The 15,605-nt window shown below is 55.5% G+C and carries 15 protein-coding genes and 1 pseudogene; 6 read left to right on the top strand and 10 right to left on the bottom strand.

The features are described from left to right. Positions 1 to 59 precede the first annotated feature (59 nt). Entirely contained in the window at positions 60 to 1,241 is a 1,182-nt protein-coding gene (locus tag IGS16_RS07480) for an aldo/keto reductase (RefSeq protein WP_297084681.1), read from the top strand. Positions 1,242 to 1,282: 41 nt separating this feature from the next. Here IGS16_RS07480 and IGS16_RS07475 read toward each other — a convergent pair whose 3' ends face one another. Next, entirely contained in the window at positions 1,283 to 2,098 is an 816-nt protein-coding gene (locus IGS16_RS07475; RefSeq protein ID WP_297084679.1) for a carbohydrate ABC transporter permease, read from the bottom strand. A gap of 437 nt (positions 2,099 to 2,535) precedes the next feature. Here IGS16_RS07475 and IGS16_RS07470 point away from each other — a divergent pair, with 437 nt between their 5' ends. Beyond that, on the top strand, positions 2,536 to 3,231 hold the full coding sequence (locus tag IGS16_RS07470) for an aldehyde oxygenase (deformylating) (protein WP_068511873.1): 696 nt from the start codon (positions 2,536 to 2,538) through the stop codon (positions 3,229 to 3,231). A gap of 178 nt (positions 3,232 to 3,409) precedes the next feature. Then, positions 3,410 to 4,465, top strand: coding sequence for a zinc-dependent dehydrogenase (locus IGS16_RS07465; protein WP_297084677.1), 1,056 nt, complete (start codon positions 3,410 to 3,412; stop codon positions 4,463 to 4,465). A 73-nt stretch (positions 4,466 to 4,538) separates the two neighbouring features. Here the strand turns inward: IGS16_RS07465 and IGS16_RS07460 are convergent, their stop codons facing one another. After that, the gene (locus IGS16_RS07460; protein WP_297084675.1) at positions 4,539 to 6,608 is read right to left on the bottom strand and encodes a Calx-beta domain-containing protein; all 2,070 of its coding nucleotides are present in this window, start codon (positions 6,606 to 6,608) and stop codon (positions 4,539 to 4,541) included. A 249-nt stretch (positions 6,609 to 6,857) separates the two neighbouring features. Further along, positions 6,858 to 7,523, bottom strand: a complete 666-nt coding sequence (locus tag IGS16_RS07455) for a GNAT family N-acetyltransferase (protein ID WP_297084673.1) — start codon at positions 7,521 to 7,523, stop codon at positions 6,858 to 6,860. 363 nt (positions 7,524 to 7,886) lie between these two features. Here IGS16_RS07455 and IGS16_RS07450 point away from each other — a divergent pair, with 363 nt between their 5' ends. From IGS16_RS07450 to IGS16_RS07440, 3 genes are all read left to right on the top strand, one after another. Continuing rightward, a complete protein-coding gene (locus IGS16_RS07450) occupies positions 7,887 to 8,081 on the top strand; it encodes a heavy-metal-associated domain-containing protein (protein ID WP_297084671.1) in 195 nt (64 codons plus the stop codon). A 12-nt stretch (positions 8,082 to 8,093) separates the two neighbouring features. Further along, a complete protein-coding gene (locus tag IGS16_RS07445; protein WP_297084669.1) occupies positions 8,094 to 10,346 on the top strand; it encodes a heavy metal translocating P-type ATPase in 2,253 nt (750 codons plus the stop codon). Between the two features lie 76 nt (positions 10,347 to 10,422). Then, positions 10,423 to 10,989: a cupredoxin domain-containing protein gene (locus tag IGS16_RS07440; RefSeq protein WP_367185751.1), complete on the top strand. Its 567-nt coding sequence runs from the start codon at positions 10,423 to 10,425 to the stop codon at positions 10,987 to 10,989. Between the two features lie 386 nt (positions 10,990 to 11,375). Here the strand turns inward: IGS16_RS07440 and IGS16_RS07435 are convergent, their stop codons facing one another. The 7 genes and pseudogenes from IGS16_RS07435 to IGS16_RS07410 form a co-directional block, all read right to left on the bottom strand. After that, positions 11,376 to 12,992 (bottom strand): NAD(P)/FAD-dependent oxidoreductase, encoded by a 1,617-nt coding sequence (locus IGS16_RS07435; RefSeq protein WP_297084666.1) that lies wholly within the window; start codon positions 12,990 to 12,992, stop codon positions 11,376 to 11,378. A 473-nt stretch (positions 12,993 to 13,465) separates the two neighbouring features. Continuing rightward, positions 13,466 to 13,807 (bottom strand): hypothetical protein, encoded by a 342-nt coding sequence (locus IGS16_RS07430; protein WP_297084664.1) that lies wholly within the window; start codon positions 13,805 to 13,807, stop codon positions 13,466 to 13,468. Positions 13,808 to 13,949: 142 nt separating this feature from the next. Next, the gene (locus IGS16_RS07425; RefSeq protein WP_297084662.1) at positions 13,950 to 14,174 is read right to left on the bottom strand and encodes a hypothetical protein; all 225 of its coding nucleotides are present in this window, start codon (positions 14,172 to 14,174) and stop codon (positions 13,950 to 13,952) included. Positions 14,175 to 14,234: 60 nt separating this feature from the next. Then, positions 14,235 to 14,675, bottom strand: a complete 441-nt coding sequence (locus IGS16_RS07420; RefSeq protein WP_367185750.1) for a hypothetical protein — start codon at positions 14,673 to 14,675, stop codon at positions 14,235 to 14,237. A gap of 21 nt (positions 14,676 to 14,696) precedes the next feature. Next, positions 14,697 to 14,783 (bottom strand): annotated as a pseudogene (locus tag IGS16_RS22325) (hypothetical protein); the annotation flags it as partial. Then, complete coding sequence (locus IGS16_RS07415) at positions 14,753 to 15,112, bottom strand: hypothetical protein (RefSeq protein ID WP_297084660.1); 360 nt, start codon at positions 15,110 to 15,112, stop codon at positions 14,753 to 14,755. The gene IGS16_RS07415 and the pseudogene IGS16_RS22325, both read right to left, overlap by 31 nt. Positions 15,113 to 15,287: 175 nt before the next feature. Beyond that, positions 15,288 to 15,563 carry a hypothetical protein gene (locus tag IGS16_RS07410; protein ID WP_297084658.1) on the bottom strand — a complete coding sequence of 92 codons (276 nt, stop codon included), beginning with the start codon at positions 15,561 to 15,563 and terminating at the stop codon, positions 15,288 to 15,290. Positions 15,564 to 15,605 lie beyond the last annotated feature (42 nt).

Raw genomic sequence — 15,605 nt, 5'->3', positions numbered from 1 at the left:
CTATTGTTGCTACTTTTGAAGGGGTTGCCTTTTTGCTCAAGACCCCTTCTCAAAATCCTATGCTCTATCGACGGTTTGGACGGACTGGGCTAGCAATGCCCGTTTTTTCTTGTGGTGGGATGCGCTATCAGCACAAGTGGCAGGATACGCCACTGGATCAGATTCCGTCCGATAATCAGGAAAATTTAGAAGCCACGATTCGGCGATCGCTCGAAGTCGGCATTAACCACATTGAAACAGCGCGGGGCTACGGCACCTCAGAGATGCAGTTGGGTCAGATGTTGCCGAAACTGCCGCGCGACCAGATCATTGTGCAGACCAAAGTATCGCCCACGGCAGACCCGCGAGACTTTGAGCAAAACCTGGAGCGATCGCTCGCTTATCTCAACCTGGAATACGTCGATCTGCTGGGGCTGCACGGCATCAACACACCAGAACTGCTGGACTATAGCCTGCGGCCGGGCGGCTGTCTGGACGTGGCGCGACGGTTTCAGGCGCGGGGGCGCGTGCGGTTTGTGGGCTTTTCGACCCACGGGCCGACGGAGGTGATTGTGCGGGCGATCGCCTCCGACCAGTTCGATTACGTCAACCTGCACTGGTACTACATCAACCAGGTCAACTGGCCCGCCATCGAAGCCGCCCAGCGCCACGACATGGGCGTGTTCATCATCAGCCCGTCCGACAAGGGCGGAATGCTCTATAACCCGCCGCCGCGATTGGTAGAACTTTGCCAACCGCTGAGTCCCATCGTGTTCAACAATCTTTTTTGCCTCAGCCATCCGCAGGTGCATACCCTCAGCATTGGCGCAGCCCGCCCCAGCGACTTTGATGAGCATTTGAAAACGTTAGCCTATCTCGATCGGGCTGATGAAGTGCTGCCGCCTATTCTGCACCAGCTTGAGCAGGCAGCGATCGCCGCGCTGGGCGAAGACTGGTACAAAACCTGGGACGTGGGCCTGCCGAACTATCGAGACGTGCCCAACCAGGTGAATATTCGCTCGATCCTGTGGCTGCGAAACTTGGCGATCGCCTTTGGACTGACCGAATTTGCCAAAACCCGCTACAACATGCTGGGCGGGGCTAGCCACTGGTTTCCGGGCAACAAAGCTGATCAGATTCAATCCCTCGACCTGCGCGACTGCCTGTGCCATAGCCCCCACGCCGACCAGATTCCCCGCCTGCTCGCCGAGACTCACGAACTGCTGGGTGGCGCAGCGGTCAAGCGCCTGTCGCAAAGCTAGGAACCGTGCATTTTGCAGGCAGTTGTGTTCCAAGCATGTGCCTAATTCTTCAGCCCCGTCGTCGCAATGCCGCCAATCAATTGGCGCTGCCCCAGCGCAAACAGCGCCACCACGGGCACCGTCACCAGCACCACCGCCGCCATCAGCAGCGACCAGCTATTCGTGAACTGCTCCTGAAACTCTGCCAGCGCCAGTTGCACGGTTCGCAACTCTGGGCGCGTCGTGAATACCAGCGGCTTAAACAAATCATTCCACTCGCCGATGAAGGTGAACAGAAACAGCGTCACCAGCGCCGGACGCGCCAGCGGCAGCACCACCCGCCACAGCACTTGCAAACGGGTTGCGCCGTCCAGCGTAGCAGCTTCCTCTAGCTCGATGGGGATAGTCTGAAAAAACTGCCGCATCAGGAAAATGCCGAAGCCATTGACCGCCGTCGGCAAGATCAGCGCCCCATAGGTGTTGATCAGGTGCCCCGCCTTTAGCACTAGAAAAATTGGAATCACCAAAAGCTGAAATGGAATTACCAACGTTGCCAGCACCAGCGCCAGCACCGCCTGCCGCCCCCAAAAGCGAAACCGGGCCAGCGCATAGCCCGCCAGCGCCGAGAGGAGGATTTGCAGGGCGGTGACGGCCAGGGCGACGAGTGTAGAATTGGCGATCGCCCCCAAAAAGTGCCCCCGCGCCCATACTTGGCGATAGTGGTCGAGCGTCAGCCCCGCCCCATCTCCCGCCTGAAACGAAGTCCACAGCACTACGCCCAGTGGCAGCAGCACCAGCCCCGCTCCCAGGCCCAGCAGCAGCCCGTTGAGCCAGCGCCACAGATTCAACGACAGGCCGGGAAACCGACTAGAGAGCATAAGGTAATTCTAGAGAAGGAGCCAGCAGCGAAATCTTGTGCGATACAGTATGGATCAACGGTTTAGGCTTGGGCATAGATATAGATCTATGATGTCGTTGAACAGGATATCAGCTACAAGGGGACTCTAGTTTAACCATTCCATGCCGAAACCCAGTAGAGTAGAGTTTGGGCATATTTTAAGTTAAGCAAACTAGGGTACTGATTTCTTTACACTGGTTTCTTCCCAAAGCTGCTGCAAGTTTGAGACTTTCCTCCAAACCACGCCAGCAGACAGACTGACCCCGCAATGCTTAACGTCACGGCTCGATTTGCCGCCATTGCCCACTCGCTCTCGTCTGAATGTTCTGGACACCGCCAACCTGAGCGCTGCCCGAGCAGACCTACAGGAGCTTGTTTTCCACCGTTTCGACCCTCAGTCAGGAGACCGACCCTACTATGCCGCAGCTTGAGCTTACCCCAGAACTCGACTATCAGAGTGCCGTCTACAAAGATGCCTACAGCCGCATCAACGCCATTGTGATTGAGGGCGAAGAGGAAGCCTTCGACAACTACCAGCGCCTTGCAGAGTTGATGCCCGATCACAAAGACCAGTTGATCGGCCTGTCGAAGATGGAAAGCCGCCACAAGAAGGGCTTTCAGGCCTGTGGGCGGAACCTGTCCGTTGAGCCAGACATGGCCTTTGCCAAGGAATTTTTTGCCGACCTGCACCGCAACTTTCAAGAGGCCGCAGCTCAGGGCAAAATCGTGACCTGCCTGCTGATTCAGTCGCTGATTATCGAGTGCTTTGCGATTTCTGCGTACAACATCTATATTCCGGTGGCAGACGACTTTGCCCGCAAGATCACCGAAGGCGTGGTAAAGGATGAGTATCTGCACCTGAACTTTGGCGAAGAATGGCTGAAGGCGAACTTTGAAGCATCCAAGGCAGAGCTAGAGGAAGCCAACAAGCAAAACCTGCCGTTGGTATGGCGGATGCTGAACCAAGTGGAAAACGATGCCAAGGAACTGGGCATGGAAAAAGAAGCCCTGGTAGAAGATTTCATGATTAGCTACGGCGAAGCGCTGAGCAACATCGGTTTCACCACTCGCGACATCATGCGGATGTCTGCCTACGGGCTGTCGGCTGCCTAGAGGGGCGATCGCCCTCTAGTCCTGCTTTCCCCAGTCCCCTGAGCGGCTCAGTTCTCCTCTCGCTGAGGGCTGGGAGAGAGTCACCTTGTAACAATTTTTGCCCGCTTTATACTGTCCGCAGCCCAAGGATGACCGCGCCACACCGTATCCTAATCTTGTTGAGTGAAAGGGATTTTCCATGAAGGCGCAGGTATTTCGCGGGGTCAACCAACTGAGCTATGAAGACGTGCCCGTGCCGGAGCTAGCGGCAGACGAGGTGCTGGTGCAGGTGCAGGTAGTGGGCTTGTGCCAGTCGGATATCAAAAAGATTCGCTATCCGCTATATGAGCCGCCGCGCATCTTTGGGCACGAAACGGCGGGCGTGATTGCGGCGGTGGGGGCTGAGGTGCGGGGCTGGCAGCCAGGTCAGCGGGTCGTGGTGCTGCACCATATTCCCTGTATGCACTGCGGCTATTGCCTGAATGAAAATTACTCCATGTGCGAGGTCTACAAAACCATCAGCACCACGGCGGGCTTCGCGCCTAGCGGCGGCGGCTTTGCCGAATACGTGAAGGTGCCGGGGCATATTGTGCAGCACGGCGGCTTGATCGAAATTCCCGACGATGTGACCTTTGAGCAGGCCAGCTTTGTGGAGCCGACCAACTGCTGCCTGAAGGCGGTGAAAAAAGCGCAGGTGCAGCCCGGACAGACGGTGCTGGTGACGGGAGCGGGGCCAATTGGGCTGATGTTTGTGATGCTGGTGAAGTATTTTGGCGCAAGGGCGATCGCCACTGACCTGATCCCGTCTCGCCTGGAAAAAGCCCGCCAGCTTGGGGCCGAGGCCGCCTTCGATCCGCGTGACCCAGACCTGCCCGCCAAAATTCACGCGCTGACCCAGGGCATGGGCGTAGACACGACGCTGCTGGCGGTTCCCAGCGACAAGGCGTTTTTTCAAGCGCTGGATTGCACCCGCAAGGGCGGCAAGATTCTCTTCTTTGCGGAATTTCCCGACGAGGTAGAGATTCCCATTAATCCCAACGTGCTCTATCGCCGCGAGATTGACCTGATGGGCAGCTACAGCTCGTCTTATAAGGTGCAGAGCCTCGCCGCCGATATTGTGTTCAACAAGCGCATTGATGTGGATGCCCTGGTGAGCGATCGCTTTCCGCTGAGTGACCTCGCCGCTGCGGTCGATCGCGCTGTGTCGCCCACACCCGACACGTTCAAAATCTTGATTGATGTGGGGCAGGGCTAATAATACTTATCTACTGACACGAGAGGGATAGAACCTGCACGGCTCCATCCCTCTTTGGTTCATCAGATTGAGCTTAGACAAACTGGAACATTGTGCTATTAAGGTTCAGCTTGCCGTTCCCCTGAACAATCGCAATTAGTTCATCCGTGCGTCCGGTTTCCAGAAAAATGGCATTTCCTTTTGGCAATCCCTGGGGTGCGGAACCCAGCCGATAGTCAGATGCTTTGCCGTGCAGTTGGATGACATCCTGCTTGCGGTTAAAGTCTTTGATCAGCGCGTAATCTTTGAGTCCAGCGCTGTTCCGCTTGCCATCGTCATAGAAAACACGCTGCTGATCCCCCAGCACGAACAGGTCGCGTCCGGGGCCGCCCGTCAACTGGTCGATCTCGTTTCGTCCCGGCGTGCGAGTATCTGGATTGACCCCAATCAAAATATCGTTCCCGCCGCGCCCATTGAGCCGATCGTTCCCCCGCAAGCCCACCAGCATTTCACCTGCATTCGTGCCAGTCAGCGTATCCTTGCGATTGGTGCCTCGGAGCGATCGCATTCCGGGTATGGGCGACAGATCTGGGAGACCCACAGGCGCACCAATTGGCGCTCCGATCGGTGCAGCATTGGGCGGCTGGGGCAGCAGCGAATCTTGAGGACGACCGGGCTGATTGATGCCACCACCAGGGCGATCGTCGTCTAAGATCGTGATCGTCGCTTCTCGATTGCCTTGCAAAATCGCATTTCCGCCTTGCACCTCAAGCAGCCGCATCACAATTGTTTCATCGCCCTCGACGAGCGTATCTTGCAGAATGGGAATCGTAATTGTTTTGCTCGATTCGCCAGGCTGAAATAAGATAAAGTCTGATTGGGGTAAGACATAGTCTGAGCCGTTGGTTGCGGTGCCGCCAGTAATTTCGTAAGCAACCTGAGAGGCCAGGTGCAAATCGCTAGAGCGCGTCACCATCACCTGCGCGCCGACGGGCACGCCGTTTTCGCCAATCTGATAGGTAGGCTGGCTAAAGGACACAGCCGATGCGATCTCAAACTGCTGGGCATAGATGTCATAGCCGTCGCCGTCTTGCCCCTGGCTTTGCCAGGTGACGATGAAATTGCCATCCCCCTGCATGGCGACCGTTGGGGCGACCTGAAGACCCGGAGTGAAGGAGTTTACCCGCAGTTCATCGCTGAGGGGAATGCCTGTGGCGCTAAAGCGACGCATATAGATGTCGGCATCATTGCGTTCCTGGGTGCTGGCCCACGCAACCACAAAGTTGCCTTGAGAATCGAGCGCAATGCTGGGAGCATAGTGGGAACCTGTCGGAGTCTGGCTGATTTGAATTTCATCGCTGAGGGGCTGCCCTGCGGCATCAAACCGTCGGGCGACCAGCCCTTTATTTTGGCAACCCCAGGCTACGACAAACGAACCATCTGCATCCATAGCCACCTTTGCGCCGAATTGATCGTTGTCGGTGGTCAGGTTGACAGGAAGTTCGCCGCCCACAGGTCGGCCGTTGACATTAAATCGCTGGGCATAGATGCCATAGCCGCTGCCATCTTGACCAACGCTTGACCAGGTGATGACAAAGTTGCCTTTGCCGTCTGTGGCGATCGCCGGGTCAAATTGATTGCCGCGAGTCGTTGCGTTTACCCGCACTTCTGCTCCGGCAGGCGACCCGTCGGCGTTGAATTGACGGGCATAAACTCCAGCGCCATCCCTATCTTGACCAATGCTTGTCCAAGTCACCATGTAGCTGCCGTCATCGCTAATGGCGATCGCCGCATCACCCTGGAAGCCCTCAAGCTCCACAGCAAAGAAGCCGTTTTGGTTGCGGTCGGTGCTAGTCAGCCGCGAGACATAAATATCAGGGCTATTGGTTCTTTGGTTTGGCAAGGTATGGGCGATCGCCACATTACCGTCCCGATCCATCGCAATAGCCGGGCTGGATGCCACATCTTGCACTAAGAGATCGTCGCTCAGTGGCTGACCGTCTTTTTGAAATCGACGAGTATAGATTCGGTTTCGGTCATTCAAGGCTTCTTCCCAAACAACCCGAAAGCCTCCGTCAGCGTCGGTTGCAATCGCTGCACCATATTGGCTACCGGCAGGGCGGTTGTTAATGCGAAATTCGGAATTCACTTTGAGGATAGACATAAGTAAGTATTGGGGTTGAGAGGTTGGAAGGGAAAAGGGAAAAACGAAGAACGAAGAACGAAGAACGAAGAGAGAAGAGAGAAGAACGAAGAGAGAAGAACGAAGAGAGAAGAACGAAGAGAGAAGAACGAAGAACGAAGAACGAAGAAGGTAGGGTAAAAAAGACTAGGGAACTCTGCCAGCACGAAAATCATGCTGCGATCGCCCGTTTTCTGAAATTGGTTAGATAAGGCGCGACCAGATCACGCGCTAGGCGAATCGCGCCATCACCTGTACGTCGGCATACGCCCCGGCGCGAAAGGCGTAGTCCTTCAGCACGCCCTCGGCGATGAAGCCGAATTTTTTGTAAAGGGCGATCGCTGGTTCGTTGTCGGTGTAGACCAACAGATCCAGTCGATGCAGGTTGAACCACTGATCTGCGAGGGCGATCGCGGCTTTGACCAATGCCGTCCCCACGCCATAGCCGCGAAAGTTGGGATGCACGGCTACGGTGCTGATGTGACCCATGTGACGCATCCGGGGCTGGAGGCAGGTCGAAAAGCCCAGACTACCTGCAAAGCTCTGATTGTAAGTCGCAACCAGCGTATAGTGACCCGCAGGCGGATTGCTTAGCTGCTCACGCATCTCCTCTGCAACGACGCAGGGCATCTTACTCGTCCAGTACACAATATCCGGACTCGTCAGCAAGCTATGTAGCTTATCTGTGTCTTCAGCCTGGACATGGCGAATCTGGATCAGTTCTGGGTTGGCTGCTCGGTCGAGGATTCTTGCAGCAGCGGAACGGACTGGCAGGGGATACAGCGCCGATGCGGGCTTTGTGGCTTGGGGAGCTTTGGGCAGTTCTGTGGGAACCTGCGTTTTTTGTTCTACTTTTTGCTCTACTTTTTGCTCTATGGGGGAAATCTGCGAAAGCATTGGCTTTCTCCTTTGAAACAATGAATGGGGACAGAACTTTGATATGTATGAGGCGGCAGTATGCACGGGTTGGCCGATCCGGCTCAGCCCGCTTGCCGCCAACACCGCATGGCTGAAGTGAACCAGCTATGAGGCGTTCAGACCAACGTCGAGGCTTTCAAATCTCTGCTGCTGGTGTCTGAACACAAGTTATCGAACCGAGCGATCCCAAACCGTCCTGAAACCGTTCCCAAAGCGCTCCGCTGCAAACTCTCCAGCCTGTGACAAAAAACGTATCACTCAGTCCCTTGACTCTCTAGCAGACTGGAGGCTTCAAGATAGAAGCAGTTCCAAAGACTGTGGCAAAACCAGGGAGTTTTCACCATGACCTACGAATTCATCGTTCCTGATATGGCCTGCTCGGCGTGCAGCGACACCATCACCAAGGCGATTCAAGCCATCGATGCTGCGGCAACTGTACAAACTGACGTGAAAACCAAGCAGGTAAACGTTGACACCGAAGCGGCAGAAATGGACATTCGCAGGGCGATCGCCGAGGCCGGATACACCATCGCGTAAGGGGGTTACTCAATGCAAGATCAAACCTTTCGGCTGCGCGGCATGAGTTGCGCCGCCTGTGCCCACAATATCGAGCAAGCCATTGGTTCAGTGCCGGGTGTAGAGGCGTGCAGCGTCAACTTCGGTGCAGAGCAGGCAACGGTCACCTACGATGAGCGCAAAACGGACATCGCCCAAATTCAGGCTGCCGTGGAAGAAGCGGGCTACGGAGCGCAGCCGATGAGCGATGATGGACTTGCGCCCCTTGCTGATGAAGAGCAACAGAACCGCCTGGACGAACACCGCAAGCTGGTTCGCAAAGTCTGGCTGAGCGGCGCAGTGAGTGCAATTCTCGTAATTGGCTCGCTGCCCATGATGACGGGTCTGCCCATTCCTTTTATCCCCATGTGGCTCCACCATCCGCTGCTTCAGCTTGTGCTAACGACACCCGTAATGCTCTGGGCCGGCAGTCGCTTTTTCACCAACGCCTGGAAAGCGCTGAAGCGGCACACCGCTACGATGGATACGCTGGTGGCAGTGGGCACGGGCACGGCGTTTCTTTACTCGCTGTTTCCGACCTTTGCGCCGCAGTGGTTCCTGGCGCAGGGGCTGAGTCCCGATGTGTATTTCGAGGCGGCTGCGGTCATTATTGCGCTGCTGCTGCTGGGGCGACTGCTAGAAAACCGCGCCAAGGGGCAAACCTCAGAAGCCATTCGCAAACTGGTGGGCTTGCAACCCAAAACGGCGAGGGTGATTCGCAACGGGCAGGAATTCGACATTCCGATTTCGGACGTGATGCTGGGGGATGTGGTCTGGGTACGTCCGGGCGAGAAAATCCCAGTGGATGGCGAGATTGTGGAGGGCGCTTCCACGATTGATGAGGCGATGGTGACAGGCGAAAGCGTGCCTGTGAAAAAGCAGGTGGGCGATGAGGTAATCGGCGCAACGCTGAATAAAACGGGCAGCTTTAAGTTTCGCGCCACTCGCGTTGGCAAAGACACGTTCTTAGCGCAGATCGTCAAACTGGTGCAGCAGGCGCAGGGTTCCAAAGCGCCGATCCAGCGATTGGCGGATCAGGTGACGGGGTGGTTTGTGCCTGCGGTGATGGCGATCGCCATTCTCACGTTCGTCCTCTGGTTCAACCTCATGGGCAACGTAACGATGGCGCTAATTACGACCGTCGGCGTGTTGATCATCGCCTGTCCCTGTGCGCTGGGCCTGGCCACGCCCACCTCGATCATGGTGGGCACGGGCAAGGGCGCAGAAAACGGCATTTTGATCAAAGGGGCAGAGAGCCTGGAACTGGCACACAAGCTGCAAACCATCGTCCTCGACAAAACCGGCACAATTACCCAGGGCAAACCCACGGTGACGGATTTTGTACCTGCAAATGGCATCGAGCATGAGCTAGACCTCCTACGCCTAGCAGGATCGCTCGAACGCAATTCCGAACATCCGCTGGCGGAAGCCGTGGTGCAATATGCGCGATCGCAAGAGGTGGAGCTGACAGAGCCACAAGGATTTGAGGCGATCGCGGGCAGCGGTGTTCAGGGTTATGTCGATCGCCAATTGGTGCAGATTGGCACGCACCGCTGGATGGCTAAACTCGGCATTAATACCAGCGCTTTGCAATCTTCCTGGGACAAACTGGAATACCTGGGCAGAACGGTGATTTGGATTGCAGTGAACGGCAACGTGGAAGCGTTGATGGGCGTTGCGGATGCGGTGAAGCCGTCTTCGGTGAACGCGATTCGCACGCTAAAGCGAATGGGCTTGGAAGTCGTCATGCTCACGGGGGACAACCAGCGGACGGCAAACGTGATCGCTCGTGAAGTCGGCATCGATCGCGTCTTTGCAGAAGTGCGTCCTGATCAAAAATCAGCAACGATTGCAACCATTCAGGCGGAAGGCAAGGTTGTGGCAATGGTGGGCGATGGCATCAACGATGCGCCCGCGCTGGCTCAAGCCGATGTGGGGATTGCGATTGGTACGGGAACAGATGTGGCGATCGCCGCTAGCGACATCACGTTGATTTCCGGCGATCTGCACGGCATTGTGACGGCAATTCAGCTCAGCCGCGCGACCATCCGCAACATCCAGCAAAACCTGTTCTTTGCCTTCATCTACAACGTTGCCGGAATCCCGATTGCAGCAGGCATTCTCTATCCCGTGTTTGGCTGGTTGCTCAGCCCCATCATTGCAGGAGCGGCGATGGCGTTTAGCTCGGTGTCCGTGGTGACGAATGCGCTGCGTCTACGCAACTTTCAGCCCAAGCTATCGAGATAGCTTCAGAGCAGTGTTCAGGTTTATATCAAGCAGAGCTTCAGGACAAAATTTGCAAAGCGAATGCAGGGAGATAGACATGGTTTACCACAAAAAACTTATTGCTGGTGTTGCAGCAATCGGAATGCTGATTGGAACGGCATCGAGTCGGGCGATCGCCCAGGAAACGCACACAGACATGCAGCCTTCCACCACCGAAAAGGCAGGACAATTTCAACGAATTGAACAGCCGTTGTGGGCTAAAGTGGCGGTCACCGCAGGCGGGTTGGGATTAATCGGGCTAGAGCTTTGGTGGTTTTTACTCAGCAAACCCCAGTCGCGCAAAGCCACAACACAGAGCGGCGTTCAGGAAGTAACCGTGACGGTGGATGGCGGCTATGAGCCAAGTCAGATTGTGGTGCAGGTGGGTCAGCCTGTGCGGCTCAATTTCGATCGCAAAGATCCCAGCAGTTGCCTGGAAGAAGTGCGATTTCCCGATTTTCGCATTGCCCAAGTTTTGCCGCTAAATCAAACGACAGCGATTGAGTTTAACCCCACACAACCCGGTCGATATGAATTTACCTGCGGCATGAACATGTTTCGAGGGGTCGTTGAGGTGCAGGGCGCAGACGAGAAAGGAGCGATCCGCAGAGTCGCAGCCAGTTGATGACTCAGCGCATCATCACTTGACCCATCCAGCACATTAGGACGTGTTCATAGTGCGTCAAATGAATGTGGGATTAGCAGCGATATCGTGCCAATTCCAGGATCGCGCTGAAATAAGAAAGTCTTGGGCATTGCCGAATGAAGATAAGAACGCTCAAATCTACCCACCGCTTCGCAGGAGCCAGCTATACTCCAGCCCTATCCCAAAAGGCTAGCTAAGTACACCACAGTCTAGCAATCCCCCTTCGCCCGCCACAAAACCGGGGCGACTAGATTCAAAATCCCCTTTTTTATGGCGCAGCGGCGCATCAACGCGGGGATTGAGGGAGATTGATCAGGGTTTGGGTTTCTCCGCCGAGATGTGTGTACTTAGTAGCCCTATAAGGATTACGCCTGAAGCATCTCTGCAATGACTTCTGCGGCCAATCGCCCTGTCTGGGCACCGCCGTTCATGTAGCCATAGTATTCATCGCTGAGGTGTTCTCCGGCAAACACTAGCTTGCCGATCGCCACATCCTGACGCTCCTCGGGGTTGTCGGATTCGATGTAGAGATATTCGCCAAACTCGGTGTATTGTCCGGGTTTGAAGCTGGTGTAGCCGCCCTGGATGTAGGGATCATCGGCCCAGGCAGTTCGATAGAACTGACCTGTGGCGGCGGATTTTATCCCCGACATAAGGGAATTCAGGCGGTTCACAAACACGCGACCCTGCACATTGAGATTGCGCTTGGCGCGGGCGACCTCGCTGCCACCCAAAAAGAAAGTTAGCACCCCCTGCGATTGCTCTGGCTGACGCTGGGTTTCTTCCCAAAGCCCCGAATAGCCCAAATCTGTCCAGGCACCACCCACAAAGCCCTGCGCCTGGTGCCACACGCGCTGCCGAAAGCCAGCAAATAGCTTTTCGTTGGTGCCCAGGTTCACCTCCTGGATAAAGCGGCGCAGCGTGTCGGGGAGTTCTATCTGCAAATCGACCTGGCGCAGCGCCGTGAACGGCGTTGCCAGAATCAGATAATCGGTTTCTACAGTCAGCCCCGTGCTGAAAGTAAGCTGGAATCTGTCACCGTGCGATCGCACCTGGGTGAGCGGTTGGCTGGTGCGAATCTGATCTGCCAGAGCCTCGGTCAAAGCTCTGATCAAATCAGCGCTGCCGTTTTTCAGGTAATAGGTTTCGTCGCTGTCGATGATGGATACGGTATCTTCATCCAGCAGTTGGGCGGTGTAGATCAGTTGCAGCGCCGATGATTCATGCGGCTCCACGCCGTATTCGGTGCGGATGGCATTTTCTGCCAGTTTTCGCACAACGGGCGCAGGGATCTTATCTCGATGCTGATAGAGATAGTCGGAGACGCTGAGCGCATCAAACTGCGGCGCGTAGGTGTCAAAATCTTCGTCGAGCAATGCTAGATCGGTGGTCAGTTGGTCGGCTAGCGGCCGCAGCAGGTTTACCAGTTCTTCCTCATTCAAGACCTTGCCGTTAAAGTAATAGGCGGTTTCAGGAAACTCAGACTGTGCCGCATCTTCCACCCGATTGAACAGTTCCAGCCCAAACTCTTCCGCCAGCGCCAGGATATCTTCATGGTCGGTGTTGATGAAGCTGCCGCCGAGGTCGTTCACCAGGCGATCGCCCGCTACAGTACGTGACTGGATGCGTCCGCCCAGGTAGGATTTTGCTTCGTAGACGGTGGCAAGAATGCCCAGTTTCTTAAGCTGATAGGCTGCATTGAGTCCCGCGATGCCGCCGCCCACGATCGCCACAGTGGGTTTACTGTAGCCTAAAACGCTGCCCAGACGTGGTAACTCGGAAAGCGCTGTGGAGGCGATCGCCGCGCCAGTCGCCAGCGCAGAATATCGCAGAAACCGCCGCCGCGAATACTTTGGAGAGCCTGTTTGTTCGCTTTCTGAATCAGCAGAAACTGGAACTGGCGCAGGCGCTAGCGAATCGGAACCGGAACGGGATAAGTGCAGCAGTTTTACAAACTTACGAAATAATGCAGAACGTGCCATGATAATTCCTCTTGGATCAATGGAATGAGAAAGTGCATCAGAAATGGAGCTGAAAAAACCTAAATCGAGATTGAGATTGAGCGAGATTCTGATAGATTTTTAGTCAGGCGGGCGATTGCCTTTTTGCGAGTAGCTACGCAGTCGCCAAGCCGGTTTAGGCATCGGCTTTGAACGTAAAACAGATTCCTCTGGGAATAGCTCTGAGAACGTATTGAGTTCATCTGAACGACCAGAAGATTCATTAAATAGGCAAGCTTGGGCATAGAGGTCTTGCAAGGCTCGATGCCGACGATATGCAGACATGGGGGAACGTCTCCTGTGAAAGGGGTTGGGGATGATTGCTCCGCAGCGCTGATGCGAGGGAATTGGAGAATCAGGGTGGCGGAAATGACTAAGGGGAAAGTCATTTCCGCGCTATGAGTATGAGCCAGTCAGTTTTTGGTTAAGTATGATAGAGCCGGAACACCGCGAGGCTAGTCTTCGTGGCGTTCTTCGGGGATGATGCGCTCCCAGTGCAACTGGGCGTTGCCATTGGCATTTGGGCGATAGACCAGGCGATCGCACTCGTAGTCCAGATTACAGTGAATCCCTAAGTTAGGATTTGGGCGCACAGCACCGTATAAGCAAATCCAGTTGCCGTTAGCCATCTCGTGATAGGTGCCATTGAGTAAGCTACATCCCCGTGCAGCTTGATTGAGGGAAGCGGGCAGGTTTTCGGAATTAACGGCGACTTCGGATGCGATCGCCCCAGGCACCAGCCCCAGCAGGGATGCCGCCATCAGCAGATTTGTAGCTGCAATCTGAGTCCGTTTCATGATGAGTCCTCTTGTGGTGTTAGCGTGTGATGAGTAAACGAATGTAGACATGAACGAAGATAGATCAGTCATTTGCACGAATCTGGGTCAAAAAAGCTAGTTTTGTCGGTTTTCAAGCCACTCACGCACCTCCTGTTCGGAATCAAAAATAGATGCGATCGCCCACGGGATTATAGACGCGCCATTTCACCTCGCCTTTGTGATTCACGCACTGGCGAATCATCGGTTCATGCCCCGACGCAAGGCGATACACAAGCAGTTGTCCAATGTCCCACATTCGCGTAATGCGCGGCTGAAAATCGTAGGGCGAAGGGCGCAAATCGGGAATTAATTCCAATTCGCAATAGCGTTCAAAGTTATGTTCCATGTTGTCTCTCCTTGTAGACTCGAAATCTAAAATCACCAATCTAAAACCCAAAATTGCAATTTAGATCAGGCTGAAATCCCTGGCCGAAAATGCCGCCAGATTGGTGATGCCCGTCTGCCCTGCCTGGTTGGTGAGGTTGGCCAGCACGGTGAAGTCGCCGCCGCCCGCCAGGTCTTTGGAATACACCAGGCGGCTGATGCCCTGCGTCAGGTTGTGATAGACAAACACACCCGCCTTGGCGGTGATGTTGCCGTTGGCGGCGATCGCCTTTGCCGCATCGCCAGCGCTGTCGAACGCATCCAGCAGCACCAGCGCATTGCCATCAGCAGTGATTTCTGCGGCGTTGCCCTTCTGAAACGCGAGGGTGGTCATGCCCAGATCGCGCCCCTTCAGCGCAAACTGATCAGTCCCGATTTCGTAGTCGGTGATGATGTCGGGGTCAGGTGTCGCGAACGGATTGCCCAGATACAAGAAGCGATCGCGCCCCAGTCCGCCCGTCATGGTGTCTACGCCGTCACCGCCTACCAGCGTATCGTTGCCGCCTTTACCTAAGAGCGTGTCACTGCCGGGGCCGCCGTTCAGCCAGTCGTCGCCCGCGCCGCTATCCAGCAGATCGTCGCCCGCGCCGCCGAAGATCGTATCGCGGCCGCCCCCCCAAAAATCGTGTCGTTGCCGTCGCCCCCAAAGGCGAGGTCGTTTCCCTGCCTCAGCAACACGCTGTCGTTGCCGCCTTTGCCCAGCACGATGTCGTTACCGCCTTTTGTATCCACCACGTTGCCCTGGCTGCCGCCGAGGTAAATGTCGGTTTTGCTGGTGCCACTAAAGGTTCTGCCGCGAGCGGGCTGGATCAGTTGTGCCTGCTCCAGCGTGCCCAGAATGCTTTCTGCGGTTGCTTCGAGGTCTTCGGCGACCAGAAGCTCGGTCGTGAGCGCGCGCAATGCGCGAGGTTGAGTCTTCATGAGAAATCTCCTGTGATTTGGATAAACAGGACTGGGTCGGCTCGGAAGTCCCCCTTACTAAGGGGGATTTAGGGGGATCAACCCTACGCCATCACCTGGGGCGTGAGAATGTCCTTGATGGTGACAAAGCTGACGGATTTGAAATCGTCTGCCGTCAGGTCGCGCGGGCGCGTGTTCTCCACCACGCCCAGTTAAGGTTGCCATCGCTGTCTAGTAGACGCAGCGATGCATTCACGCGACCGAGGAATGGCTTGGCTTGCAGCGTCAAGTCAATCTGTGTGGGGCGATCAACCTGAAATTGGTAAAAGTCTTGGCTGTCACTGCTGCTGAGGTTGCCATCTCGGACAAAAAAGCCACCATTGGCATTGCCTGCATTCACGGCTCGGCTTCTCTGGTTGTTGTTTTCGCGATCAGAAATTTGTCGTGTCATGAATAGACCTCCTTTAAGAAGAAACGGCGCAGCAAAGCGGGA

Source organism: Thermoleptolyngbya sp. C42_A2020_037, from assembly GCF_015272455.1.
GTDB lineage: Bacteria > Cyanobacteriota > Cyanobacteriia > Elainellales > Elainellaceae > Thermoleptolyngbya.
This window is presented reverse-complemented; position numbering and strand designations above follow the sequence as displayed.

Bases quoted from the DNA above. Each gene is read 5' to 3' on its own strand.
- IGS16_RS07480 (WP_297084681.1), top strand. From the start codon at position 60: ATGCTCTATCGACGGTTTGGACGGACTGGGCTAGCAATGCCCGTTTTT.
- IGS16_RS07475 (WP_297084679.1), bottom strand. From the start codon at position 2,098: ATGCTCTCTAGTCGGTTTCCCGGCCTGTCGTTGAATCTGTGGCGCTGG.
- IGS16_RS07470 (WP_068511873.1), top strand. From the start codon at position 2,536: ATGCCGCAGCTTGAGCTTACCCCAGAACTCGACTATCAGAGTGCCGTC.
- IGS16_RS07465 (WP_297084677.1), top strand. From the start codon at position 3,410: ATGAAGGCGCAGGTATTTCGCGGGGTCAACCAACTGAGCTATGAAGAC.
- IGS16_RS07460 (WP_297084675.1), bottom strand. From the start codon at position 6,608: ATGTCTATCCTCAAAGTGAATTCCGAATTTCGCATTAACAACCGCCCT.
- IGS16_RS07455 (WP_297084673.1), bottom strand. From the start codon at position 7,523: ATGCTTTCGCAGATTTCCCCCATAGAGCAAAAAGTAGAGCAAAAAGTA.
- IGS16_RS07450 (WP_297084671.1), top strand. From the start codon at position 7,887: ATGACCTACGAATTCATCGTTCCTGATATGGCCTGCTCGGCGTGCAGC.
- IGS16_RS07445 (WP_297084669.1), top strand. From the start codon at position 8,094: ATGCAAGATCAAACCTTTCGGCTGCGCGGCATGAGTTGCGCCGCCTGT.
- IGS16_RS07440 (WP_367185751.1), top strand. From the start codon at position 10,423: ATGGTTTACCACAAAAAACTTATTGCTGGTGTTGCAGCAATCGGAATG.
- IGS16_RS07435 (WP_297084666.1), bottom strand. From the start codon at position 12,992: ATGGCACGTTCTGCATTATTTCGTAAGTTTGTAAAACTGCTGCACTTA.
- IGS16_RS07430 (WP_297084664.1), bottom strand. From the start codon at position 13,807: ATGAAACGGACTCAGATTGCAGCTACAAATCTGCTGATGGCGGCATCC.
- IGS16_RS07425 (WP_297084662.1), bottom strand. From the start codon at position 14,174: ATGGAACATAACTTTGAACGCTATTGCGAATTGGAATTAATTCCCGAT.
- IGS16_RS07420 (WP_367185750.1), bottom strand. From the start codon at position 14,675: ATGACGGGCGGACTGGGGCGCGATCGCTTCTTGTATCTGGGCAATCCG.
- IGS16_RS07410 (WP_297084658.1), bottom strand. From the start codon at position 15,563: ATGACACGACAAATTTCTGATCGCGAAAACAACAACCAGAGAAGCCGA.